Annotated in this window: 22 protein-coding genes; 11 read left to right on the top strand and 11 right to left on the bottom strand. The window is 49.7% G+C overall.

Annotated elements, in window-relative coordinates:
* The first annotated feature begins 6 nt into the window (after nt 1–6).
* Both IC230_RS14410 and IC230_RS14405 read left to right on the top strand, forming a co-directional pair.
* Nucleotides 7–3,483 (top strand): glycosyl hydrolase, encoded by a 3,477-nt coding sequence (locus tag IC230_RS14410; RefSeq protein WP_223860641.1) that lies wholly within the window; start codon nt 7–9, stop codon nt 3,481–3,483.
* A 361-nt stretch (nt 3,484–3,844) separates the two neighbouring features.
* A complete protein-coding gene (locus tag IC230_RS14405; RefSeq protein ID WP_191039723.1) occupies nt 3,845–4,396 on the top strand; it encodes an RNA polymerase sigma factor in 552 nt (183 codons plus the stop codon).
* Nucleotides 4,397–4,413: 17 nt separating this feature from the next.
* Here IC230_RS14405 and holA read toward each other — a convergent pair whose 3' ends face one another.
* Complete coding sequence (holA, locus tag IC230_RS14400; RefSeq protein ID WP_191039722.1) at nt 4,414–5,448, bottom strand: DNA polymerase III subunit delta; 1,035 nt, start codon at nt 5,446–5,448, stop codon at nt 4,414–4,416.
* Between the two features lie 232 nt (nt 5,449–5,680).
* Here holA and IC230_RS14395 point away from each other — a divergent pair, with 232 nt between their 5' ends.
* On the top strand, nt 5,681–7,504 hold the full coding sequence (locus IC230_RS14395; RefSeq protein WP_191039721.1) for a CocE/NonD family hydrolase: 1,824 nt from the start codon (nt 5,681–5,683) through the stop codon (nt 7,502–7,504).
* 65 nt (nt 7,505–7,569) lie between these two features.
* Here IC230_RS14395 and IC230_RS14390 read toward each other — a convergent pair whose 3' ends face one another.
* Nucleotides 7,570–7,932, bottom strand: coding sequence for a winged helix-turn-helix transcriptional regulator (locus IC230_RS14390; protein WP_191039720.1), 363 nt, complete (start codon nt 7,930–7,932; stop codon nt 7,570–7,572).
* Nucleotides 7,933–8,024: 92 nt separating this feature from the next.
* Here IC230_RS14390 and IC230_RS14385 point away from each other — a divergent pair, with 92 nt between their 5' ends.
* From IC230_RS14385 to IC230_RS14370, 4 genes are all read left to right on the top strand, one after another.
* Nucleotides 8,025–8,591, top strand: a complete 567-nt coding sequence (locus IC230_RS14385; RefSeq protein WP_191039719.1) for a hypothetical protein — start codon at nt 8,025–8,027, stop codon at nt 8,589–8,591.
* 190 nt (nt 8,592–8,781) lie between these two features.
* Entirely contained in the window at nt 8,782–9,660 is an 879-nt protein-coding gene (locus tag IC230_RS14380; protein WP_191039718.1) for an MBL fold metallo-hydrolase, read from the top strand.
* A 401-nt stretch (nt 9,661–10,061) separates the two neighbouring features.
* Nucleotides 10,062–11,072, top strand: coding sequence for an aldo/keto reductase (locus IC230_RS14375; protein ID WP_191039717.1), 1,011 nt, complete (start codon nt 10,062–10,064; stop codon nt 11,070–11,072).
* A gap of 69 nt (nt 11,073–11,141) precedes the next feature.
* A complete protein-coding gene (locus IC230_RS14370; RefSeq protein ID WP_191039716.1) occupies nt 11,142–12,062 on the top strand; it encodes a helix-turn-helix domain-containing protein in 921 nt (306 codons plus the stop codon).
* Nucleotides 12,063–12,085: 23 nt separating this feature from the next.
* On the opposite strand, the gene IC230_RS14365 is transcribed toward IC230_RS14370, so the two are convergent.
* On the bottom strand, nt 12,086–13,258 hold the full coding sequence (locus IC230_RS14365) for a threonine aldolase family protein (RefSeq protein ID WP_191039715.1): 1,173 nt from the start codon (nt 13,256–13,258) through the stop codon (nt 12,086–12,088).
* Nucleotides 13,259–13,478: 220 nt separating this feature from the next.
* Between IC230_RS14365 and IC230_RS14360 the strand changes: the two genes are divergently transcribed.
* From IC230_RS14360 to IC230_RS14345, 4 genes are all read left to right on the top strand, one after another.
* The gene (locus IC230_RS14360; RefSeq protein ID WP_191039714.1) at nt 13,479–14,543 is read left to right on the top strand and encodes a DUF1611 domain-containing protein; all 1,065 of its coding nucleotides are present in this window, start codon (nt 13,479–13,481) and stop codon (nt 14,541–14,543) included.
* Entirely contained in the window at nt 14,533–15,600 is a 1,068-nt protein-coding gene (locus IC230_RS14355) for a mandelate racemase/muconate lactonizing enzyme family protein (RefSeq protein ID WP_191039713.1), read from the top strand. Before IC230_RS14360 ends, IC230_RS14355 begins: the two co-directional genes overlap by 11 nt.
* A 61-nt stretch (nt 15,601–15,661) precedes the next feature.
* A complete protein-coding gene (locus IC230_RS14350) occupies nt 15,662–16,594 on the top strand; it encodes a heme-dependent oxidative N-demethylase family protein (protein ID WP_191039712.1) in 933 nt (310 codons plus the stop codon).
* A 224-nt stretch (nt 16,595–16,818) separates the two neighbouring features.
* Nucleotides 16,819–18,198 (top strand): APC family permease, encoded by a 1,380-nt coding sequence (locus tag IC230_RS14345; protein ID WP_191039711.1) that lies wholly within the window; start codon nt 16,819–16,821, stop codon nt 18,196–18,198.
* Nucleotides 18,199–18,252: 54 nt separating this feature from the next.
* Here IC230_RS14345 and IC230_RS14340 read toward each other — a convergent pair whose 3' ends face one another.
* The 8 genes from IC230_RS14340 to IC230_RS14305 form a co-directional block, all read right to left on the bottom strand.
* Complete coding sequence (locus IC230_RS14340) at nt 18,253–18,411, bottom strand: hypothetical protein (RefSeq protein ID WP_191039710.1); 159 nt, start codon at nt 18,409–18,411, stop codon at nt 18,253–18,255.
* Nucleotides 18,412–18,554: 143 nt separating this feature from the next.
* Nucleotides 18,555–20,762 (bottom strand): TonB-dependent receptor, encoded by a 2,208-nt coding sequence (locus IC230_RS14335; protein ID WP_191039709.1) that lies wholly within the window; start codon nt 20,760–20,762, stop codon nt 18,555–18,557.
* Nucleotides 20,759–22,003 carry an arginase family protein gene (locus tag IC230_RS14330; protein ID WP_191039708.1) on the bottom strand — a complete coding sequence of 415 codons (1,245 nt, stop codon included), beginning with the start codon at nt 22,001–22,003 and terminating at the stop codon, nt 20,759–20,761. The genes IC230_RS14335 and IC230_RS14330 overlap by 4 nt, the downstream gene beginning before the upstream one ends.
* 87 nt (nt 22,004–22,090) lie before the next feature.
* Entirely contained in the window at nt 22,091–23,353 is a 1,263-nt protein-coding gene (locus IC230_RS14325; protein WP_191039707.1) for a M50 family metallopeptidase, read from the bottom strand.
* A 207-nt stretch (nt 23,354–23,560) separates the two neighbouring features.
* Entirely contained in the window at nt 23,561–23,701 is a 141-nt protein-coding gene (locus IC230_RS14320; RefSeq protein WP_191039706.1) for a hypothetical protein, read from the bottom strand.
* Nucleotides 23,702–23,730: 29 nt separating this feature from the next.
* A complete protein-coding gene (locus tag IC230_RS14315; RefSeq protein ID WP_191039705.1) occupies nt 23,731–23,874 on the bottom strand; it encodes a hypothetical protein in 144 nt (47 codons plus the stop codon).
* Nucleotides 23,875–24,016: 142 nt separating this feature from the next.
* Nucleotides 24,017–24,157, bottom strand: a complete 141-nt coding sequence (locus IC230_RS14310) for a hypothetical protein (protein WP_191039704.1) — start codon at nt 24,155–24,157, stop codon at nt 24,017–24,019.
* A gap of 114 nt (nt 24,158–24,271) precedes the next feature.
* Nucleotides 24,272–24,424, bottom strand: a complete 153-nt coding sequence (locus IC230_RS14305; protein ID WP_191039703.1) for a hypothetical protein — start codon at nt 24,422–24,424, stop codon at nt 24,272–24,274.
* Between the last annotated feature and the right edge of the window lie 22 nt (nt 24,425–24,446).

Here is a 24,446-nt window from a genome sequence, read left to right as displayed (position 1 = left end):
ATAACCATGATTCATTCAACATATCGGCTATTCCGTTCCCTGCTTGTCTTATTCATGCTGGTGGGTGGGTTTGCGAAGAATCAAACTGCTGCACAATCGCCGGGCGGCCTGGCCAAAATCGTCCCGGTCAGCAAACAATCGTCTCAGACGAAACCGTGGGTGTTCTGGTACTGGATGAAAGGTGGGGTTTCAAAAGAAGGCATCACGGCAGATTTAGAAGCCATGAAAGCCGCGGGTATTGGCGGAGCGTATTTAATGCCCATTCAGGGTGTCACGAATCAGCCCCTGTATACACCTGCGGCCGAGCAGCTTAGCCCCCGCTGGTGGGACATGGTTCGGCACTCGATGCAGGAAGCCAAACGGTTGGGTCTGGAAATGGGTATGCACGTGAGCGATGGGTTCGCCCTGGCAGGTGGCCCCTGGATAACGCCCGCGCTGTCGATGCAAAAAGTGGTGTATTCGACAACACAAGTGCAGGGTCATCAACGCGTTTCCGTTAAACTGCCGCAGCCTTCTACGACCGAAGGGTATTACAAAGACATTGCCATACTAGCCTTCCCTTCGCGGACTTCCCGATTGCTGGAAAACGCATCCAACCAACCTAAAATTACGTCCAGCAAATCGGGCATCAGTCCGCAGTTTCTGATTGATCGGAGTAATAAAGAGAGTTTCAGAAGCGATACAACCTGCTGGCTGCAATACGCCTATGAACAACCGTTTACGTGCCGTTCCATCCTCATCCGAACGGGTGGCAATAATTATCAGGCACATCGACTATTGATCGAAGTCAGCAACGATGGCAAATCCTTCCGGTCGATTGGCCGGCTGGATCCACCCCGGCACGGCTGGCAGGATACCGACGTCGATATGACGCACGCCATTCCGCCGACCACAGCCCGTTATTTCCGGTTTGTGTATGATAAAGCTGGTTCAGAACCCGGCGCCGAAGATCTGGACGCGGCCAAATGGAAACCAAGCTTGAAACTAATTGGTCTGGAACTCTCCGCTGAACCTCGCATTAATCAGTTTGAAGGAAAATCAGCCGCTGTGTGGCGCGTCAGTAAACGTACCACCCGCGAACAAATCGCCGATTCACTTTGTGTACCGCTACTTAACATCATTGATCTAACCGCCAAATTTACCAATGATGGTCAGCTCAACTGGGACGCACCAGCCGGTTCATGGACGATTCTACGTATTGGTCATACATCTACGGGACACACCAACGCGACGGCCGGAGCAGGTAAGGGACTGGAATGTGATAAATTTAATCCGGAAGCTATCAAACTTCAGTTCGATAGCTGGTTTGGCGAAGCGCAACGGCAAATCGGTTCTGACCTGAGCAAAACCGTATTAAAAGTGTTCCACGTCGACAGTTGGGAATGCGGTAGTCAAAACTGGTCGCCTGCGTTTGCCAATGAATTTAATAAACGACGAGGGTATGACCTGATGCCTTATTTGCCCGTCATGGCCGGCATTCCAATTGAAAGTACCGACGTATCGGAGCAGGTGTTGTATGACGTACGTAAAACGGTGGCTGAACTGATTGTGGATGTATTCTACAAAACGCTGGCGGATCTGGCACGTCAGAAGGGCGTTACGTTCACAGCTGAGAGCGTAGCGCCAACGATGGTAAGTGATGGTTTAGCGCATTACCGACAGGTCGACGTACCGATGGGCGAATTCTGGCTGAACAGTCCTACCCACGACAAGCCAAACGACATGCTCGATGCGGTATCAGCTGCTCATATCTACGGAAAACGTATTGTTCAGGCCGAAGGCTTCACGACGGTGCGTATGGACTGGAGCGAACATCCGGGTATGCTGAAAACCCTTCAGGACCGAAATTACGCACTGGGAATCAATAAACTGGTGTACCACGTCTTTACCCATAACCCCTGGACTGACCGCAAACCGGGCATGACGCTGGATGGTGTTGGTCTGTACTTTCAGCGGGACCAGACCTGGTGGAAATCAGCTAAAGCCTGGGTCGATTATGCCCAACGATGCCAAACCCTGCTTCAAGTAGGCCATCCCGTTGCCGATATTGCCGTATTTACGGGAGAGGATTTACCACGCCGTTCAGTACTGCCGGATCGTTTGGTCACCACTCTACCCGGTCTTTTCGGAAAAGACGTAATACACCAGGAAGCGAAACGGGTAGCCAACGTCGGTGAACCGCTGCGACAAAAACCGGCGGGCGTTACGCATTCAGCGAACATGGCCGATCCCGAAAATTGGGTCGATCCGCTACGTGGGTATGCGTATGATTCCTTCAGCCCGGATGCACTGAATACGCTGGCGAAGGTTCAGGGTGGTAACGTTTCGTTTGCGCCGGACGCCGACTATTCGCTGCTGGTTCTCCCTCGGAAGAATCCCCTCAACACGAATAACGCCTACACGAACCCTGAAACATTGACGAAGTTAGTCAGCCTGGTGAAGGACGGTGCAACCCTTCTGGTTGGCGAAAAACCGCTTTATAAGGCAGGCAAAAGCCCGAATAATTCACTTAAAGCACTGACGGACGAACTGTGGGGCGGCTTGTTTCAGGAAATCAACGACGGGAAAGCTACGTTTCGACTGAAACGTCTGGGGCAGGGTAGAATTATTCAGACTCCCTTCCAGGCCGATTCATTTGACCAACTGGGTATCCGGCGCGACGTAACGTTTACGGACTCCTCTGGCCACTACGTTCGCGACATTGCCTGGACACACCGGAAAGATGGCGAGACTGATGTTTATTTTGTTGCTAATCAGCAGAATAAACAGCGCGACATATCCGCTTCGTTTCGCCAATTTTTTAAAGTCCCTGAATTGTATAACCCCGTTACCGACGAACTGACGGACGCTCACCAATGGCGCATGCAGGGCTTGACTATGCAGTTGCCACTACGCCTGGAACCGAATGCGTCGTTGTTTATTATTTTCCGCCGATCCACCCGGCAGGCTAAGCAGTCCGGTAGAAATTGGCCTGAGTTACAGTCAAGTCAAACCCTGGACGGCCCCTGGCACGTACAGTTCGACCCTGCTTACGGTGGTCCGAAACAACCTCAAACGTTTACCCAGCTTATTGACTGGAGTCAATCACCGGATTCGTCCATTCGGTATTATTCAGGCACGGCTATCTATACCAAAACATTTGCATGGCCATCGCAATCAGCGTCTTCAGAAACGACTCCACAATGTATCTGGCTTGATCTGGGACGTATTGCCAACATTGCCGATGTGAAGCTAAACGGCGTATCGTGTGGTACGCTTTGGACGGCTCCTTACCGAATTGATGTTACCAAATTTCTCAATACTGGCAACAATCAATTAACTATTGAAGTCAGCAATACTTGGGCAAATCGTCTGATCGGTGATCAGTTAGTACCCGAACCGAAACGGGTCACTCAAACCACTGCTCCGTTTCGTTTGCAGGGTAAACCATTGCAGGAATCAGGTTTACTTGGCCCCGTAGAGTTACTAAGAAGCTCTTTTTAAAACTATTCCGTTTAACTGGGCTTTACTCTTTTATTATCGCTCCCCTTGCTGGTTGTTTGAGAGCGTGTGCTTTGTCAGTCTGACGAAGCCGGGCAACAGGGGGCGAAGAATGACAAAACACCCCGGTATAGCTCGATTTTAGACAGTTCGAACAGCTCTATCGTATGTTTCGTGAACTTTATTAGTTCAACTTTTAGTATTATTTTTATATGAATTGGTTATATTTTACTACATATCAACGCCATTAAATAAATATAATATACATAGTATCTACTTTTTTAAATAATTTTAAACAAACAGACATACATACATTTATTTTGTAAAAAAAAATAACCTTAACCTCTACTCAGTACAATAATCCATGAAGGGCCTTCCCACTGACGAAGAGATGATTCGTCAATTGCTTTCTGGTCAACCTAACCAGTGTTTTGAAACTCTCTATAATCGCTACGTAGATAAGGTTTACCGGCAATGCCTGTCCATGACGCAGGACTCTGAAAAGGCGCAGGATTTCACTCACGACATTTTCATTAAGGTGTTTGATAAGCTCGACGCGTTTCAACAACGCTCCAGTTTCTCTACCTGGATTTACTCGATTGCATACAACTACTGCGCCGACCAGATCCGACTATCCAGACGACTCAATACAACAGCGATTGATCATGAACTGGAACAGCACGTTACTGAGTCTCAAGAGACGGTTTTACGGGAAGAAGCGATACAGCTAGTTAACCGGGCCCTCGCTAGTCTTTCTCCAGACGAACAACACCTGCTACGGTTAAAATACGAGGACAAGGTGAGTATTGAAGAGATAGGCCGTATGCATAATCTGACTATCAGCGCCGTCAAGATGCGGCTCAAGCGTAGTCGCGCTAAGATTGAACAGTTCTACGCCCGGCAGCAGGCAAGGTAAGGCGCAGCGTGTAGTGATCAATGCAATACCTCAAATACTAATTCGCGAAGTATGTCGCTTTCGGTCATAGAAGGCGCATCGATGCCTTTGCTCCGGGCATCGGCCCGGCGAATCGAGTGAATAATACCGGCGACTTTAGGCAGCGGGAACGTGCGGGCAGCCGTGAGGTAATCTTTCACGAAAAACGGATTCACCCCCAATACCGGAGCCAGTCCTTTTTCGGTTTGGTCTTTAGACGCCTGTACCAGTAAAACCTTGCTGAAATAACTGAACAATTGCGCCAGAATAACGACCAGCGGATTGTCTTTAGGGTTACGTCCGAAATAATCGACAATCTGGTTAGCCTTTACTACGTCGCGCTGAACAAGGGCTTTCTGCAGTTCAAAGACATTATACTCCTTGCTGATGCCGACTAACCGCTCGACCGTCGCTGCAGAAATTTCTTCGCCGACGTGTAAGTTGATCAGTATTTTGTCGATCTCACCCGCCAGCCGTTTCAGGTCGTTACCGATGTGATCGGCCAGGAGCTGACAGGCTTTGGGACTCACTTTTGCCCCTTGCTCCCGGCAGTACTCCCCTACCCAATCCGGAATTTTGTTATCGTAGAGTTTCTTAACACCGAGCAGCTTTCCTTTCGACCCAAAGGCTTTTACCCACGATTTGCGCTCATCGAGGCCGGGTTTTCCTTCTTCTTTGACGTAACACAGCATCAGAATTGTGCTGGATAGCGGATTCAGGGCGTAATCTTCCAGCAGCGTTTGCGTCGACTTATCGTTAATGCCGTTCATCTGCTGTGCTTCTTTCACCAGCACCAACTGCCGTTCGGCCATGAATGGATAGCGCCGGGCATAATTCAATACGGCCCCGGCATCGGTATCTTTTCCGAACAGAACAAACTGATTGAAGCCCCGTTCGGCCACTGGAACGGCTACTTTTTCGAGTTCTTCGGCAATTCGGTCGAGGTAATACGGCTCGTCGCCATGAATCAGGTAAACGGGCGCAATCCGTTTGTTACGGATATCTTTCAAAAGAGTGTCAACGGCGGGAATCAAAACGTTTCTTATGTTTCAGGTTCAATGGTTCATCACTGGTTGGTGGTGTCGGTCGGTGGTGTCAGGTTCTAAACCTGACACCACCGACCGACACCACCAACCAGTGATGACTACACACAAAAGTAAAGATTGCCGGTTATTTCTGGCGAATTAAAAAGCCAGCGTACGGTTCATCGAAATAATGTGGCTACGTTTTTTATCTTTATTGCTTCACTCCCAGACACTTCACCCGATGCACACTAGCTTCTACCGAATTATAGGTTTACTATTCCTCATAACGTATCAAACAGTTGGTCAGACACCCAGTCTCTATGAACGTCAGGAAGTGATGATTCCGATGCGGGACGGCGTTCGACTGAACACGGTCATTTTCATTCTAAAAGACAGCAAAGACCCGTTGCCTTTTTTGCTCACCCGCACACCTTATGGAGTCAGTCTTACCACGAGTCCGGATAAAGTTCCTTACACAAAAGACATGGCCGACGAGGGCTATATTTTTGTCTATCAGGACATTCGGGGGCGCTACAAATCGGAGGGCACGTTCGAGATGCAGCGATTTACCCGTGATAAAAAAGATCCGAAGGCCATCGACGAAAGCACCGATACGTATGACACCATCGACTGGCTACTGGCCCATATTCCGAACAATAACAGGAAAGTTGGCATGTATGGCATTTCGTACGCAGGCTGGACGACGGTTATGGGCGCCATCGACCCTCATCCGGCTTTAGCGGCTGTTTCGGAGCAGGCAACTCCTTCGGATATGTTTCTGGGTGATGATTTTCATCATAATGGCGCGTTTCGGCTAAGCTATGGATTTGAGTACGCTTTTATGGAAGAAGCGACCAAACAGGACTCCCTATTTCCGTTTCCCGACTACGATACGTATGACTGGTACCTGAAACTCGGACCGCTCTCGAACGTCAATAAGCTGTATTTCAAGGAGAAACTACCGACCTGGAACGATTTTGTGAAGCACCCGAATTATGATGCGTTCTGGCAGAAACAGTCGCTGATTTCCCGTATTGATCAACCGAAGGTTCCGATCATGAACGTAGCGGGCTGGTGGGATCAGGAAGATTTTTATGGTCCACTAAAAGCGTATCAGCTCTGGGAAAAACAGGATCGGGCGCACAAAAACTTTCTGGTTGCCGGGCCCTGGAATCACGGCGGCTGGGCGCGGGGCGACGGACGATCGCTAGGCAACATCAAGTTCGATACGTCCACGGCCGTTACGTTCCAGAAAGAGATTCAGGCTCCCTGGTTTGCGTATCACCTGAAAAGCAAAGGCGCTGGAAATTTCCCGGAGGCCATTACGTTCCAGACGGGTTCAAACAGCTGGAAACGCTACGAAACCTGGCCGCCCAAAGACGCTATGAAACGGAATCTGTATTTTCAGGCCAACGGAAAGCTGTCCTTCGATGCGCCCAAAACAACGAGCGGCTCCGACGCGTACGTATCGGACCCAGCTCACCCGGTTCCGTACCGAACCCGCCCGATTGAAGCAACATATGGCCCCGGCTCTCGCTGGCGAACCTGGCTGACGGAAGATCAGCGGTTTGTGCAGGGCCGCCCGGATGTGCTCTCGTGTGAAACCGACGTATTGACCGAAGACGTGACGGTAACGGGTGAAGTGTGGGCGAAACTGTTTTCCGCCACCACCGGCAGCGACGCCGATTGGATTGTCAAACTAATTGATGTGTATCCGGCGCAGTATCCGCAGCAACTCGGCATGGGTGGTTACCAGCTCATGGTAGCCAACGACGTTTTCCGGGGACGGTTCCGAACCAGTTTCGAAAAGCCGCAAGCTCTTCGATCCAACAAAACCGAAGCCTACTCGATTGATTTACATTCCATCAATCACGTTTTCCGGAAAGGCCACAAAATTATGGTGCAGATCCAAAGCACCTGGTTCCCCGTCATCGACCGCAATCCGCAAACGTTTGTCCCCAATATTTTCGAAGCAAAAGAAACCGATTATCAAAAAGCTACCCATACCATTTTCAGATCCGCTACGTATCCATCGCATTTGGAATTAAGTGTGGTTGGGAAGTAACGTTCAACAGAATGAGTGTGGACTATTAGCTTCCAGATAAAGATCATAAAGTCAGAATGACCGACCTAGATGGCCGCTACTACCTCACTACGTCCGCTTTTCAAATCGGTTAATCCCCACTCCTGCATTACGCTGATGACGGGCATTAGCGATTGGCCATATTCGGTGATTTTGTATTCTACGCGTGGGGGAATTTCGGCGTAAATCATGCGGTCGATAATTCCGTCCTCTTCCAGCTCGCGCAGTTGGTTAACCAGCATCTGTTTACTGATGGCGGGCATGGCTCGTTGCAGGGAGCTAAACCGATTGACGTTCCGGCTGATGGCGTAGATGATTATAATCTTCCATTTACCGCCAATTCGGTTCAGGCAGTGCGTAACGGGGCAATTGTTTGGATTAAAATCTTTGTTTTTGCGCGGATTTGCCATTGGTCTAAAAAAATGTACTAGTAAACCAAAAACTGACTACTTGTCGATTTTAGACAAAGCTAACACCTTTGCCTCATCCAAACGAAACGACAATGACAGTAGACGAAATCAAACAAGCCATTCAGGGCGAGTGGATAAGCATCGCGCCTGAGGTACGTCCGAGTATAAGCAAAAACGCTGACGGTAGCTTAAAACCGTTTTACCTGTCGCGCGACTTCACGTACTCAGCAGGCGATAAATTTGAGCTGACAATTAGTAACTGTGCTGATCCTTATGGCCGAGTTCCCCTGGTAAAAATCCTGATCAAAGGGCATATGGTTTGGCAAGGTGCACACCCAATTGCGGAAGGCGCTCAAAAAGTCGACTTTATGGCTGACGAAGGCTATGACGTAACGCCCCTGCATCAGGGATTTGCGGATGTTCTGAACCAGATCGCCAGCCAGGGTTTCAATACATGGGAAGTCAATAGAACACAAAGTACACTGCGTAAAGCCTTCGCTCCATTTGGCCTTGCAGAAGGACAGATTTTCGCCGAGTTCGACTTGATTTACGTACTAAACGACATGCTGTTCTGGGGTGCCCGAAACGTCGATGGTCGTGGATTTGATACAGACGAAAACAGACCAACCAATTTGCAGATTCCGTTGATCAGAAAGTAATACGTGACTTGTTGCTTATTATGTTGAAGCAGGAACAGCCAGGTTGTTCCTGCTTTTGTTGTTTAGCCCAAACTGTCACTTTATACGAACATGAGCCAATGCTGTGCGGTTTAGTATGCTCAGGTGTAAGGGCGACTACCCTTACCCTACATCGTTAATCCCGAAATCTTTCACACGTAGCGTACGCATAATGGCATTGACGATAACCGGCTATTCAACGGCCTTATTTTCCACCTGGTATTTCATTGAAGAACTGGGCATTCTCTTCGATGCTGGCGATGGTATTACGTCCTCTCTTCTACAAAAATCAAGAAAAATCGACCATGTCTTTATCTCACATGCCGACCGGGACCACGTAACGGGACTCCTGAAACTCAACCAGATGAACGCTCGGGAGGGCTTTCCTAAAATCTATTTTCCTTACAACAGCCGGTCTTTCTTTGCGCTGGAAGAGTTCACCAAGCGATTTGATACGCAGGTTCAGCAGACGATCTGGACACCCATACGCGAAGACGAGCACATTCCGGTTAGGAACGATCTGTTTGTTCAATCCATAAAAAACCATCACGTAAAAACGGAACCGAACGAAGTCAAAAGCCTGGGATTTCAGGTCTACCAGACGAAAAATAAATTGAAGGCGGAGTTTCTGCATTTATCGCAGGCGGGAATCGTACAGGCAACCCAAACGATCGGCAGAGAAAACATGACCTATGAAGTCAGAACCAATGTGTTAGCCTACTCAGGCGATACGCCTGCCGAAAATTTTTCGTCCTGGAACAATACCCAGATCCTGATCCACGAAGCTACGTTTTTACGAAGCAACGAACTGGATAATTCAGGGAAGCGGAATAAACACAGCAGTCTGGATGACGTATTAAAAATGGTTTCGGAGATCAATATTGAAACGCTCATTTTGGGGCATTTTTCCTCCAGATATTCACATGAACAGATTGATACGGCGATAAAAAGTATGTGCCGCGAATTCAACATTACCATTCCTGTGTATCGGGTCTTGCCAGGCCAAACACACCGAACTATTTTAAGCGAAGAGCCAATCAATCGACGCTGATCCGTCCCTGGGGCTTTAACTCCTGCTACACGGTGCCTTATTACCGCAGTACTTCTACACCCATCGGAAAAGAGTTTTCATGGCTACGTATAGGAGCGTTTTCTTCATCAGTAATCGAGTCAAATAGTGCTGGAGTAACGTAGTATCGAGTGTAGCTCCCCCATTTTGGGACTAGTACTTGACCAGTTTAATGGGTTGAAAGAAAGGTACCACGGGTTTTAACCCGGTCAGGAATTGGCCCAAAAAACGGGTTAAAACCCGTGGTACCAGTAATAAGAATTAAATTGGAGCAGCACTAGCTTCATTTTGGATACAACAATACGGGATTGAGCTACTTTTTGGCCTGTGCGCTTCCTGACCTTTGTCCCGTCAACTAGTAGTAAACAGGACAAAAACAAATCATGGATAGTATTCAAAAAACAACGTTAGGCAACCAGGGTCTTGTGGTTCCCGTAATCGGACTCGGTTGCATGGGCATGACCAAAATTGCCGGAATGGACATTTACGGGCAAGCCAATGACGCTGAATCCATTGCGACCATTCACCGATCGTTAGAGCTAGGCGGTAATTTTCTGGACACGGCCGATCTATACGGTCCGCTGGCCAACGAACGACTGGTGGCGAAAGCCATAAAAGGGAACCGGGATAAATACATCATCGCAACCAAGTTCGGGTATGAGATCGATGATCAGGAGCAACTGACCTGGCGGATAAACGGCCAGCCGGATTACGTCAAAAAGGCCGTGGAGCGTTCGCTTAAAAACCTGGGAACCGATTACATCGACCTGTATTATTTGCACCGGCTGGACCCCAACACGCCCATTGAAGATACCGTTGGGGCCATGGCAGATCTGGTGAAAGAAGGCAAGGTTGGCTACATTGGCCTTTCGGAAGTGTCGTCGGCCACCATCAAAAAAGCCCATCAGGTCCATCCCTTAACCGCCGTACAGACCGAGTATTCGCTGTTTGAACGTAGCGTGGAAGAAGAAGGCATTCTGGACACGCTTCAGGAACTCGGCATCGGGTTTGTTGCGTATTCTCCAGTAGGGCGAGGATTTCTATCCGGGGACATTCAAAAACCGGAGGATTTCCCGGAAAATGATTTCAGACGGAGCATCCCGCGTTTTCAGGGCGAACAATTTCATAAGAACATCGAACTGGTCAACGCGATCAAACAATTGGCAGAGTCAAAAGGCATTACCGCCCCTCAGTTGGCCATTGCCTGGATTATTTCCAAAGGATACATTCCTATTCCGGGTACAAAACGCCGGAAATTTGTTGAAGAAAACAGTGCTGCCACCGAAGTCACCTTAACGCCTGACGAACTGGCTCAGTTAGAAGCCATCGTTCCACTAGGCGTATCGACCGGCGATCGCTATGATGCGGCCGGAATGGCTATGGTTAGTTTATAGAATTTCACATACCAACAGGAAGGCTGTCTTTAGTAGTAAACTTCCTGTTGGTTTTAAAAATAGTTGTTTATGAAACGGGAAGAGCATCATCCATACATCATCAATTCGATTTCTGATCTGCATCGCTTACTGTCTCTGCCAAAACCGCAGCATCCGTTGGTAAGTGTTATCAATATGGATGAAATCAAGTGCTTTTCCGACGATAGCCTGCGGAGTGTTGTCTATAATTTTTACTCGATCTGCACCAAAAAAGACTTTAACGGGAAAATGAAATATGGACAGAATTCGTATGATTTCGACGAAGGCATCCTGACCTTTTTTTCACCCGGACAGGTCGTGTCAACCGATATTGCTGATAACCCTACGCTTTCGGGCTGGTGGCTGGTGGTGCATCCTGATCTTATTCGGAATTATCCTTTGTTGAAGCGGATGAAGGACTATGGCTACTTCTCGTACGCCGTGCATGAAGCCCTGCACCTTTCTGAAAAAGAAGAAGCGATGGTAACGTCCATCATGCAAAACATTAAGCTGGAGTACCAGTCCGGGATCGATACGTATAGTCAGGACGTAATTGTGTCGCACATTGAATTACTGCTCAACTATTCGAACCGATTTTATAACCGGCAATTTATTACCCGAAAAAGCGCCAGTAACGATCTGTTACTACGTGTGGAGGAACTGCTCACGGATTATTTCAACAGCGATAAAGTTGCGGAACTGGGACTACCCACCGTTCAGTACCTTTCGGGTCAGTTGAACGTATCGCCTAACTACCTGAGTGATATGCTTCGATCACTGACCGGGCAGAACACGCAGCAGCACATTCACAACAAGCTCATCGAGAAAGCCAAAGAAATTCTGACAACCACGTCGTTATCGGTCAGTGAAATTGCGTATCAGCTCGGTTTCGAATACCCTCAATCGTTTAGCAAACTGTTCAAAGGCAAAACGAATGTGTCTCCCCTCGAATTCCGGCACTCGTTCAATTAATCGTTGCTGAACGGCCACCGTCCTTACCGTTTAGCGAAACGAATGGCGTTTTTAAAGGCCGTTACAAGCTGGTCATTCGTGCGGTTCAATAAGCTGTCATTGACCATCAGTTTGAATGATCCATCCGCCTTCGCGACGGGTAAAGCGATTTGATGAGTCTGCCACAGAGTCTCGCTTAGTTTTTTAGGGTCTATGGCGGGCGATAGCTGTGCGTTTGATATGTTCGTCCCACCGGCAACGGGCGTTATTTTAATTTCCGGCAATTCATTGAGCTGACCAGCCAGTTGTTTACCCTGAAGGACACTTCGTTTCAGGCGTTCTTCCAAACCTGCCAGGTGATGCAACGCCATGGCCGCATTGGTCCAGCTCATGAAAGCTACTCCACCGTGGATCTTGGCTAAGTGCTCCATTTTGTCAATAATCTCTTTAGGACCGCAAAGGATGGCGCCCCCAGCCGCTCCAAGATATTTGTAGAGCGAAATGTAGACGGTGTCGAAGTAAGACGCATACTCCTTCACCGACGTACCCGAATAGGCGGCCGCTAAATAAATCCGGGCACCGTCCAGATGGAGTTTATAGCCCTTCTCCCGGCAAAAAGCGGCTATTTTCTTAATCTCGTCGATCGGAACAAACTGGCCATCATTCCGACGTACCGGATTTTCAATCGATACAACGCCAATGCCACTTCGAAAAACCTCGCCCTGATTAAGCTCCTCAATGGATTGCTGAAGGTCGCTCAGCGTGAAATAAGCTTTGTTGGGTGCTAGTGATATCAGTCGTTTACCAAATACGGACTGTGCCGCATCCGCTTCGTCGCGGTAGACGTGACTGGTTTCCTGAACGAACACCTTGGTATTCTCGCCACTTAGCACCGAAATAGCCAACTGATTGGCTAACGTTCCCGAGGCTAAATAGATGGCAGCTTCTTTGCCGGTTATGGTAGCAAATTGACTGGCTAGCTCGTCCACGCAGCCACCTTTCCCGTAAAAATCTCGCTCGATGGGCTTAGTCTGGTTGATTTGACCCAGTTTGGCAATGAATTCCGTTGGTGAATACATAGGTCCATCGCCCATAAAAAAGACAGGTTCCAAGGCTGGGTCAGCCGTCAGCCATTGTCTGGAAAAATCGCCGGAATCCGAAAAAGCTGGAACGGCTGATGCACTGGAAAATCGGAGAAAATCTCTTCGGGTAAACATAAGGCTGTCAATTAACGGGAGAACGATACGTATACATACTTCTCTGCGTGCAGCAAGTTACACTAGAATCGAAGAAAGCTTAGATAAACCATTCCCTCTTCTGAAAGACAAGTTGTATACCGTATTGTATAAGAAAGTGAGCTCGCAAAAACACCTTCCCTGCGGTATATTTGGCCATAATTGCCATATTACCGCCGTAAATAACGCCAAACTCTTTTTTATGAATAATCGAGCTATTCTGCTCACCGATGGCTTATTGAGTACACCGAACGCCAAAACAGCCCATGGACTGATTCGCGGAACGGAACGATACACGGTTGTTGGTGTAGTCGACGCACCGACAGCGGGTCAGGATGCAGGCATTGTGCTGGATGGTCAATCACGTAACATACCAGTTTTTGCTTCGGTCGATGAAGCACTTGAACAGGTCGATTCGGTTGAGTACGCCATCATTGCTATTGCCACAAACGGAGGTGTATTACCTCAAACGATGCTGACTGATGTTAAACGGTGTATCGAACAAGGCGTGTCGATCGTCAATGGGTTACACGAATTTCTGAACGACAAACCCGAAATCGTTACGTTAGCGCAGCAACACGGGGTGCAGCTCATCGACGTACGACGACCGAAATCCCGCGACGAACTCCATTTCTGGACGGGTGAGGTCAACCAAATCACCGCGCCGATTATCGCCGTGATCGGTACCGACTGCGCCCTCGGCAAACGGACCACTGCCCGACTCGTCCGGGAAGCTTGTGAACGACATGATGTGAATGCACAGATGATTTATACGGGTCAAACGGGCTGGCTACAGGGCGGCAAATACGGTTTTGTCTTCGATTCGACGCTGAACGATTTCGTGTCGGGCGAACTGGAACACGCCCTCGTTACGTGCTGGCGCGAAACCTGTGCCGACGTTTTGCTGATTGAAGGACAAGCCGCACTACGGAATCCAAGCGGCCCCTGCGGTTCCGAGTTTCTGGTATCGGGCAACGCGCGCTACGTCGTACTCGTCCATGCACCCAAGCGAACGTATTACGACCATGACCCGGCCTGGGGAAGAATTCCGTCTGTCGAATCCGAAATTGCCCTGATCCGGGCTTATCATTCGGAGGTTATTGCGCTGGCGCTCAACACCGAAGATTGTACAAACGAAGAAGCCGTTACGTATCAGAAAGAGTACGCCGAACGTCTTGGTATTCCGGCGTTGCTGCCTTTGCAGGAAGGCGTCGACACGATCATTCCCGTTATTCAATCGTTAATCAACAAGGTTCATGCGCATTAGATCGATACGGGCTTATTTAAAGAATCTGGCGCTTACCAAGCCGTATACCATTGCGTATCAGACAACGTCGGATGTCGAAAATGTCTTTCTGGAGATCGAGCTGGATAACGGCATGGTTGGGATCGGAGCGGCTAATCCCTCGCCCGAAGTGGTTGGAGAATCGCCGGAACAGGCGCTGCAACATCTTCAGGGTGACTGGGTGACCCGTTTGGTGGGCAAAGACATTCGACTATTTCAGTCCTGGATACGCGACGGACAGCAACAGTTTGCCCAAGCACCCGGTACGTTGGCCGCACTGGATATTGCACTGCACGACGCTTTTGGGCAATACCTGGGCGTTCCCGTGGTTCAGTTTTATGGACAAAAGATTCACTCCCTCCCAACCTCCGTTACGATTGGCATCATGAACGTAGCCGACACGTTAGCCGAAGCGGCAGGTTATTTTGACCAGGGATTTCGGGTATTGAAAGTAAAAACGGGGTTAGACGTAGACGAAGACATCGAGCGGATTTTAAAACTCAGAGAAACGTATCCTGACGAGTTCACCATCCGTGTCGATGCGAATCAGGGCTATTCACTGACTGATTTACAACACTTTGTCGCTGCCACTGCTGATGCAGACGTTGAACTAATCGAACAGCCACTACCCGTGGGCCAGGAGCAGGAATTGCTTATTTTACCTGATAACATTCGGCAATCATTGGCTGCTGATGAGTCGCTGAAAGGCCCAAAGGCGGCTTTGACACTAGCTCAGCAACCACAACCGTTTGGGATCTACAACATCAAGCTAATGAAATGCGGGGGTATCCGGGCCGCCCTCGACATGGCTACCATTGCTGAACCTGCCGGAATCTCCCTATTTTGGGGTTGTAACGACGAAAGCCGGGTGAGCATCACGGCCGCCTTGCATGCAGCCTTTGCCTGCCCACATACCCGCTACATTGACCTCGACGGCAGTTTCGACCTGGCCGAGGACGTAGTATCAGGTGGTTTTGTGGTAGAGAACGGCTATATGCGTCCGACGGGAGGAGCGGGATTGGGGTTAAATCACCCCTAAATCCCCTGAAGGGGATTTAGGGGTGATTTAACAAACTCTTAATTATTTCATCACGTCTATTATGCTTCCTTACTTCCCTTTTGGCCAACGTTTTAATGACAAGATGGGCACAGCTCCTTTGTCGGAAAGCGACCGGCTGGTTGAAGTAGATGCGCAGTATAGCCCTGAAATCACGCTTAAACGTCAACTTCTGACCGAACTTCCTGACTATTACTTTCAGACATTGCCAGACTACGAAACAGCCCAGTGGGACGTAGTGGACATCATCTTACACAATCTGGCCCGGTTCGGCCCTGATCAGTTCACGCTCCAGAAGAATGGGGATCGCTGGCATTGGGAAAATCATCTGTTGAACGAAGCTATTACGTTTACGTTTGGCGATGCCACTACGTTACCGTACGCTCCGCTCGATTGGGTTGGGCGACAGGTTCAGGAAGATCTGATCGTATTAGCCGGGAATGACGCTACGTTGGTAGCGGGTCAACTCTGTTTCGCGAATGATTGGTGCCTGGACGAAAAAATAGGACTCCCCTTCGGGCAGATTCATGCGCCTATTATGCCGATTGTCGAGCCGATGATGCAGGCTGCTCAGAAACTGATGGAACGCTTACCCATCGGTCGGCCGGTTTGGCGAGCCAACTGGAGCGTAAAAATCAGCGATCAGCTCGATATGACCAGTCGCCACACGACTTTCCTTCAACAACGACTTGCCGACCGGTTGCCGACGTTAACGCCCGATACCATTGGCGATCAGCTTTACATACGTGTCGAGCGACAAACCCTTACCCGACTGCCCCGCTCAGGTGCCATCCTGTTTGGGATTCATACGTACCAAAACCGGCTGGCGGTCGAAGCCGCTGATCTTCAACGGGCAAAACAGATGGCGCAGGTGTTCAGCACAACACCCCAAGCGATGCTGGATTACAAAAGCATGACCAGCTTTCTTCCCACCTTACTGACGTATTTGAATAACTATCCGTCAACCTCAATATGAAGTCAGGCGCTCAAACCTGACTTAATCAGTTTCAAGAAATCTTGCATACAACTTGTGGGTGAACTTTATGAGCCCCTAAAAAGTCGGATTTGAGAACCTGACTTTACGAAATAGCCACAATCACTTCAGCAAAACAATCAAAGTCAGATCAAGGAATTATTTCGTACTATTACGTTTCTATAAAATAATTCAACTTCCTCTTCACCGTATCTCCAAAGAAACAAATGGTCAAATTAGCACGCACGATTGACACTCGTTCCGCTATTTTATTAGTAGTCAGTGGTATTGTTGGGTCGGGCGTTTTTAAAAAGGTTGCGCCAATGGCGGCTGAACTGGGCTCTCCGCTGCTTGTTGTGGCCTGCTGGATAGCCGCTGGGCTCGTTAGCTTGACCGGTGCCCTTACTTATGCCGAAATGGCGGGTATGTTTCCGCAATCGGGTGGCGAATACGTATATTTCAAGCGCGTGTATGGTCGGCTATTTGCTTTTCTGTACGGTTGGGGTGCGTTTACGGTGATGCGCACGGCTACGATTGCTGCGCTCTCCCACATTTTTGGCCAGTCACTGCTTTCCCTGATCAGTCTGCACAATGAATCAACCGAGTTCCTGGTGAAATGTGTGGCTACGGGACTTATCATCTTCCTGAGTCTGGTCAATTACCGGGGCGTTACGGTAGCGGAAGGTCTTAGTCGGGCGCTGATCTACATTGTTTTTGTCGCCGTAGCGATCATTGCCGTCCTTGGGTTTTCAGCCGATTCGGGTAGTTTGTCCAATCTAACGCAGTCAGTGCAACCCAGCAGCACAACAGTACGTAGTAGTTTATTGGGCTCGCTGGTGGCGGCTTCATTAGGAGCTTTCTGGGGGTATGAAGGCTGGAACCAGATCGGCTACATCGGCGAGGAAATCAAAAATCCGCAACGGAATCTACCCATTGCGCTGGGCGTTGGCACCAGCATTGTTATCGCGATTTACGTACTGCTGAACGTAGTCTATGTGTACGTATTGCCCATTGATTCACTGGTACAGCTGGCCAGTATGCCCGGTAAGATCGCGGCTGTTGAAGTAGTCCGTCAGGCGGCTGGCTGGTTCGGCGCTACGTTCATTTCGATACTAATTTTGATAACGACCTCCAATTCGACCAACGCATCCATTCTGATGCCTGCCCGGGTGTTTTACGCGATGGCCCGCGATGGTTTGTTTTTCAAATCGGCGGCCGTTATTCATCCTCGTTACAAAACCCCATCCGTCGCGATCTTGCTTCAGAGCGTTTGGGCGGCTGTTCTGGTCTGGTCCGGCAGTTTCGATCAATTGACGGATATGCTGGTCTTTGCGTCGTTTATTTTCTACGGAGCAACGGCTTTAGGCGTCATCCTTCTCCGCTACAGGCAACCCGAACGAGTACGTCCTTACCGTGTCGTAGGCTATCCGTTTGTACCTGCTTTTTTCTGCATCTGCTGTACCCTACTGGTCGTAACAACGCTCATCAACCAGCCCCGCGAAGCCCTGACCGGTCTGGGCTTGATCGCTACGGGTTTACCCTTTTACTGGTTCTGGCGAAAGCGCTCTGAAGAAGCTAGTGTCGAGAACGTATCGCTCAATGAATAACTGCAAACTGCAATACGTCAACGGCCCCAACTGTAGTTGAGGCCGTTGACTTGGTTATTTGTGACGTATCTGAACGGACGATAGCCAGCGTGTCAGATCGTTGGGCGAAGGCGCTCCGCTGTCGCCATTGGTTTTGAGCAACTCGTCGTCAGCGTGAGTCCAGTCCAGTTCGTAAGCCGACTCATCAGTCCAGGGGGTGTTTTTCTTGTTCATATGTGTTAGCATGTAAGGGTTAGAATTCAGGTCAAAAATGGGGAAGAAAGCAGTTAGACGCTACAACGTCAGGTTATAACGTATGCCGGTCAAGAAAACCCACCGGCATGAACCAGTGGGTTTGTCTGCTTTCTGCTAACCAATTAAAGAAGGTCGTCAATAGTTTTCTGGCGCTTATCGATTCCCCAGCTCAGGAACAACCCTACGTAATAAAAGCGGGAGGCTAACGGCGTAACGGCCTGCCGTCGGCTGGGGTCGATCGTTGAATACTGGTAATCAAATATTTGCTGGCTACCCAACAGATTATTTGCCGACATCACCCACAGGGCATTTGATCCCAGGAAGCGAGTTAAATGCGCGAGCGTTACGCCCAGGTTATGATAATCCGCCGTCCGATCGGTCATAAATTCGGAAACCGGTTGACTGGGATTGTAATACGGTCGACCCGATGCATAGGTGTAGGTTAATCCAACACTTAGAGCAGGGCCGGTCAGGTATTTCTTCATGACTGCCGACGCTACGTGCCGGGCCGCAAAGTTTGGTTGAGCCATTACCGGATAGGTTAGATATTGTCGTTTGGTATCCAGATAAGCATACGACAGCCAGAAATCACCGTTTTTGATAAGCGATTTATTGCGCCAGAATGCTTCGATACCCTGCGCGTAGCCTTGACCCGTTGTCGACGTATCGGTCGTACGAAGCAGTCGGTTATAGGTTTTGTAAAAAGCTTCCAGCCGGATAATCGACCCGGCGCGTTCGCGGAGGTAGCCAACAATATAATGCGTTGCCTTCTGCGCCTGAAGCCGGTCATTGGGACTGGTCCTGTTGATGAGCCATTGCGTATCCGGTGTCTGAAAAAACTGACCGTAGCTAACAAACAATTTCTCCTGTTTGGCCAACCGATAATTTACCGTTGCTCGGGGCGACAGATTCGTTCCAGACAGCAATGACTGATGTTCCAGACGAACGCCCAGCCGGGCGTTCCACCGTTCCTGTACCGTAAGATTTGTTTCGGCAAAGGCCGCTACGTATTGCCCATTCACCAGATCCTGACGTGACCGACCCGCGTAGGCACGGGCGTAGGTATCCGTCGTCAGCTGGGTTTCTGCACCAATATATATGTCCGTATTCGGATTGATTACCTTGCGCAGCACCACCCGCCCCTGATACGATCCCAGCAGGACCTGGCGTTCGGGCAGGGCGCGGTTCGGACTTTTGGCGTCAATTTGCATCAGCGTGTCCGATTGATACGTTGTGCTGGCCAGGCTAAAGGCAAATCCCGCGTGCAGGTGAATTCCTCGCCCTAAAAAACTACTGTACGTCAGATTGTTATAGACATTCCGGCTTTGCAATCGATAATAATCCCGAACATTGGCCCGGTCTACATTTGGCATGGTAAACGCTACGTTATTTTGCCCGTAGGAACTGAGCAACTTCAGCATATCCTGCCGGCGAAATTGTTTCCGAACGTTCACGGTCATATCCAGGAAAGACGGCCCTTCGGTAAAATCGCGTCGCTGGGGAACCAGTTGGTAATACGGGCTCATGTTCATGTAGTTCACCGATGCACTGATTGCCTGGCGCTGACGGGCCATGAGATGGGTCGCATCGAGCGTACCGCCGGTGGAATTAATAGCCGCATTGACCGACGATTGTGCTGGAAGATTGCGCGTATCCAGAATGAGCGTTGACGAAAGAGCCTGCCCGTACAGCGCTGAATATCCCCCGCTGCTGAAGAAGTTGCCTTCAAACAGATCGGGGTTGAAACGACCGCGCTGCGATACGTCCGGACTACCGGTGTAGAAGAAATTATTGGCCTGCATGCCATCGATAAATACTTTCGTTTCGTCGCCGGAACCACCCCGTACTAACAATCCCGTTGCGTTCGTCACCGGTTGCACACCAGGCAGCGTTCGGAAGGCATTCGCAATGTCGGCGTTGGAGCCGCCCATCGCCCGAACATCAAGCGCCTGTAGAGAGAGCGTCCCCCCTTTCGACAGAAAATCGTTGCCCTTACTTTTTACCTGTACCTCGTTCAATGCTACCGAAACGTCGCTCAGTTGAAGGTTCAGCGCCACATTTCCTGATTGACCCAGCGTCAGCAACGTATCGCGCGACTGGAATCCCAACATCTGTAGCCGTACTCTTGTAGATCCCTTCTCGCTCGTACTGAACGAGAACGTACCATTGTCAGCCGTCATAGCACCGTCATATCCACCCAATATGCCAACACTGGCACCAGGGAGAGGTCGTCCTTTTTTGTCGCTGATGAGGCCGGTTATGGTCGTCTGGCTATGGGCAACCAGCGGAAACCAGACGAGTACGCTCAGCCAGAATAAAGTCGTTTTCATACGGAGTCGGGTTTAGAGCAGGACATTAGCGGTATGTAACTCAGCAATTGAAGCAGAATACTCACGGCAACTTCAGTCGTCAGTTCCGTACGGTCGAAATCAGGATTCATTTCTACCAGGTCAAGTCCGATGATTCGCTTGCCGGGAAGCAGTCGCTCGAACAGGGCGGTTGTTTCGGCGTATGTCAGGCCATTGGCAACGGGAGACGCTGTACCGGGTGCTACCGATGGGTCCAGTACGTCGATGTCGAACGTAACGTAATACGGTACGTCATTGGGCAGATCGAGGGTAACCGTGCGGGCTTCATCGGCCCAGATGATCTGGCGTTTAGCGGTGTCCTGTTCGCAGGCATTGGTCAGTCCGCGAATACCGAACTGGTACACTTTGGCTACGGTCGGCAGGGCCAGGCAGTAACTCATGAAGTTGCCGTAGTGATGAATACGTCCCGCGTGTGGTAGAGCATCGTAGCGCGACGAGTACGTATCCGTATGGGCGTCGAAATGCAGGACGTGTAGATTTGGATACGTCTCGGCAGCGGCCCGGATCAGCGGGTAGCTGATCGAATGATCACCCCCGATGGTCACGGGTACGTGTCCCTGCCGAAGCAGTTTCCGAGCCACGGCATACAACTTCTCGTATATGAACGCCGGGGATTCGAGCGCACTAACGAACAGATTCCCGCCATCGCGGAACCGATCCGCCTTAAATAGCTTCTTCAGTCGATCCGTTACGTCCGCATTCCCCACCGCACCACAGCTCAGCGACTGAGCTAACCGATTTGTTGCCAAGCCATACCGTTGTGTATAAGCCCGGATGGTCTGCGGGAATTCGGCCGAACCCATTGATTTCCCGTTTCCTTTCCCAAACGGTACGCCCAGACAAACCGCCACAGGCGTTGTTACGTCCGACTCTGTCAACGGTTGCGCGTCGAATAGCCGGGGAGCCACGGCCACCCGGTCGGTCACCAGCTCGGCCGGATCGTCGGCCGGAAAGATCAATCGTTGATCAGTCAGGTATTGACAGACTACGCCCAGCTTATTTCCGTAGAGCGGAAACTGTTCGGCTACCTCGTCGAATGAGCGGGGTGCGTCGTAGAAGCGAAGAATCTTACCGATCCCCTCGCCCACTTCAAACGCCCGGCCCGAAAGCTGATTATGTATTTTCAGTTTACCCGTTCCGGTCGACTCCATGTCGATGTATGGCGAACGGACGTGAGGTTGCCTTATTAGGTTCGATTCCATAGCGATTAGCAGTAAGAGAAGGTATCCCGGGTTTTAACCCGTAATGGGAGTCAAAGACGGGTTAAAACCCGTGGTACCAATTGGTTCTTAGGCTTTACGGATGGTACGAAAGACCTGGCGACCTGTTCGTGAATACTGGGCAAAGAAGTAGCCGAACATACCGACCGTTAGCGAGGATTGCAGAAACGGTTCGATGGAGCAAACCGAAAAATCGATGTATATCTGGTAAAATACGGAGGGCAGGTTAGCGATGGTCTTCGCAAATATGCCGAAACCATACGCAATAAAATACGCCAGAAACAAGTAACGGCCGGCTGTATACGTCAGCAACAGAGGGTTGCGAAAGTTGATCATTTTCTCCGCCTGGGGTGGTAGCGAATAAGGTATCTGAGGGATGATTTTCTTGGTGTATTTCAGAAATACCGCGCTGGCCTGTTTTTGTAAATTGGGCAGCCCGAACAGGTCGCTATAGAGCCAGTAGCCGTCGAACATCAGAAACGGAATGCTGTTGATAAGCATGATGCTGACGTTGATATGCAACAGGTACCGGAAGGTGGTGATGACGTCAATGTTGGCGTCGGCGTGGTACGTATACCAGATCAAACCGATGTTGATCAATAACTGCATAAAGATACCGGCCAGATTGACGATGGCCCGCTTATGCTTGTTCAGTCGCCAGATGCCCGTTACGTCGGCATAGAGCACTGGGAAAACTAAGTACACACCAAACCCAATGTCTTTGGGTTTCACGCCAAACCGGTAGCTCGCAGCTGCGTGCCCAACCTCGTGAATGAGCAGCGTCAGCAGGATAATTGGGTAGAATAGAGCAAAATAGCTAATGTCTTTCAAACAGTCTTTGTTCGCAGCTGCGTAGGTTTCCACGTATTTTTCGGCGGCAATCAGACTGTTCATGTAGTAATAATTTGCCCCGACCATTACGGCCAGTAGGGGCCAGAATACGGCTGGTGTAAAGAGCCATTGCAGCCCGATCAGTGCCCAGCGCATCTGTGTATACCGAAGCAATGTTTTGCGCCAGCGAACGCCATTGAGCCGGTGCGTATCGGTCAGGGTTGGGCTGGCCGACACCGACGTATTGAAAACGCCGAGTGGTCGAATTTTATGTTCAATAATCTGGTCTACCTCCTGCGCCGTGAACACGTGACGACCGGCCGCCCAGCCATTGAGCAGGGGTACAATGTCGGCCGATGAGCGCCGTTCGGCTATGTGCTGAAGGATGACGCACAGGAGTTCCCCCACTCGGTAGGGTTTTTCATTAACGGTCAACAGAAAATGGCGGGGGCCACCGGCCGCGGTTTCCATTTCCTCGATTGTATAGGAAGCCAGTTGCATACGGTTCAAGTAGAAGAATGATCAATCGGAGAAAAAAAAGAGGGGGGATTTTGCGTCCCCCCTCCGATGCTCCCCAGACGGTGGTCGGGTGATGGCGTTAGCCGGGCGAAAAGCGAACCAGTGGGTCAGGCTTTTGCACTAGTAGATGACCGTTACGTCGGGACTTGTTGCATTACGTATTCGTTCAGCGTAAGAGCGTGTATACTCTTAAACTTTATTGTTGCTGCAGCGGGCAGCATCCAGCGCAGCAGCCGTCAATTCAAAGCGCTCCTCGAGTTCAACGATCGACAGGGCTTCAACAAGCGACTCGTTCGCGTGCTCAGGCGAGGTAACTTTCTTATCTTCCATTTTGAGGAATTTGATAAAAGTTGGTTGAATTACTTGACTTTGTTACCGCTGCAACGAGCTGAGTCTAAAGCAGCTGCGGTCAGTTCGAAGCGTTCTTCGAGTTCAACAACGGTTAGCGCTTCAGCTACTGATTCAACGATTTGTTCGGGGGCGAATGTCTTATTTTCTTCCATGATTGATAAATAATAAACAGGTTTATGAATTGATTGTAAAACAGGGTTGTACGCACATTAGGGGAGAGATCAGGCAACCATTTTGCAGCACTACGTAGTACTGACTGGTCACTACCCGATTCCCTCGAACGGGTGCTTTGTTTTAGCGTTTGTTACCGCTGCAACGAGCTGAATCTAAAGCAGCAGCCGTTAATTCGAAACGCTCTTCGAGTTCAATAACCGTCAGCGCTTCAACCAGTGATTCAGGCGTTTGCTCAGGGGCGATCGTCTTGTTTTCTTCCATGATTAATAAAAGTTTAGGGGTTAATAAACTGATTTATAGTTAGAAAAGGATACTCACCGATTAACCGTATCTCTGATGTCCGTTCGCAAACAGAAATCAAAAATGACAGGAAGTTTACGAAGCCTGCAGTTGCCCGCTGTTCTCGCTGCAACGGGCTGAATCCATAGCAGCGGCCGTTAATTCGAAGCGATCTTCGAGTTCAACAATTGACAATTCGTTCTCTAGATCGAAGGAAAGTTGGTCCTGGGCCTTTGTGTCTTTTACCACGGGATGAGTTGGTTTAGGAAGT

Origin of the sequence: Spirosoma validum, assembly GCF_014699035.1 — a bacterium.
Taxonomy (GTDB): Bacteria; Bacteroidota; Bacteroidia; order Cytophagales; family Spirosomataceae; genus Spirosoma; species Spirosoma validum.
This window is presented reverse-complemented; position numbering and strand designations above follow the sequence as displayed.

Bases quoted from the DNA above. Each gene is read 5' to 3' on its own strand.
- IC230_RS14410 (WP_223860641.1), top strand. From the start codon at position 7: ATGATTCATTCAACATATCGGCTATTCCGTTCCCTGCTTGTCTTATTC.
- IC230_RS14405 (WP_191039723.1), top strand. From the start codon at position 3,845: ATGAAGGGCCTTCCCACTGACGAAGAGATGATTCGTCAATTGCTTTCT.
- IC230_RS14395 (WP_191039721.1), top strand. From the start codon at position 5,681: ATGCACACTAGCTTCTACCGAATTATAGGTTTACTATTCCTCATAACG.
- IC230_RS14390 (WP_191039720.1), bottom strand. From the start codon at position 7,932: ATGGCAAATCCGCGCAAAAACAAAGATTTTAATCCAAACAATTGCCCC.
- IC230_RS14385 (WP_191039719.1), top strand. From the start codon at position 8,025: ATGACAGTAGACGAAATCAAACAAGCCATTCAGGGCGAGTGGATAAGC.
- IC230_RS14380 (WP_191039718.1), top strand. From the start codon at position 8,782: ATGGCATTGACGATAACCGGCTATTCAACGGCCTTATTTTCCACCTGG.
- IC230_RS14375 (WP_191039717.1), top strand. From the start codon at position 10,062: ATGGATAGTATTCAAAAAACAACGTTAGGCAACCAGGGTCTTGTGGTT.
- IC230_RS14370 (WP_191039716.1), top strand. From the start codon at position 11,142: ATGAAACGGGAAGAGCATCATCCATACATCATCAATTCGATTTCTGAT.
- IC230_RS14365 (WP_191039715.1), bottom strand. From the start codon at position 13,258: ATGTTTACCCGAAGAGATTTTCTCCGATTTTCCAGTGCATCAGCCGTT.
- IC230_RS14360 (WP_191039714.1), top strand. From the start codon at position 13,479: ATGAATAATCGAGCTATTCTGCTCACCGATGGCTTATTGAGTACACCG.
- IC230_RS14355 (WP_191039713.1), top strand. From the start codon at position 14,533: ATGCGCATTAGATCGATACGGGCTTATTTAAAGAATCTGGCGCTTACC.
- IC230_RS14350 (WP_191039712.1), top strand. From the start codon at position 15,662: ATGCTTCCTTACTTCCCTTTTGGCCAACGTTTTAATGACAAGATGGGC.
- IC230_RS14345 (WP_191039711.1), top strand. From the start codon at position 16,819: ATGGTCAAATTAGCACGCACGATTGACACTCGTTCCGCTATTTTATTA.
- IC230_RS14340 (WP_191039710.1), bottom strand. From the start codon at position 18,411: ATGAACAAGAAAAACACCCCCTGGACTGATGAGTCGGCTTACGAACTG.
- IC230_RS14335 (WP_191039709.1), bottom strand. From the start codon at position 20,762: ATGAAAACGACTTTATTCTGGCTGAGCGTACTCGTCTGGTTTCCGCTG.
- IC230_RS14330 (WP_191039708.1), bottom strand. From the start codon at position 22,003: ATGGAATCGAACCTAATAAGGCAACCTCACGTCCGTTCGCCATACATC.
- IC230_RS14325 (WP_191039707.1), bottom strand. From the start codon at position 23,353: ATGCAACTGGCTTCCTATACAATCGAGGAAATGGAAACCGCGGCCGGT.
- IC230_RS14320 (WP_191039706.1), bottom strand. From the start codon at position 23,701: ATGGAAGATAAGAAAGTTACCTCGCCTGAGCACGCGAACGAGTCGCTT.
- IC230_RS14315 (WP_191039705.1), bottom strand. From the start codon at position 23,874: ATGGAAGAAAATAAGACATTCGCCCCCGAACAAATCGTTGAATCAGTA.
- IC230_RS14310 (WP_191039704.1), bottom strand. From the start codon at position 24,157: ATGGAAGAAAACAAGACGATCGCCCCTGAGCAAACGCCTGAATCACTG.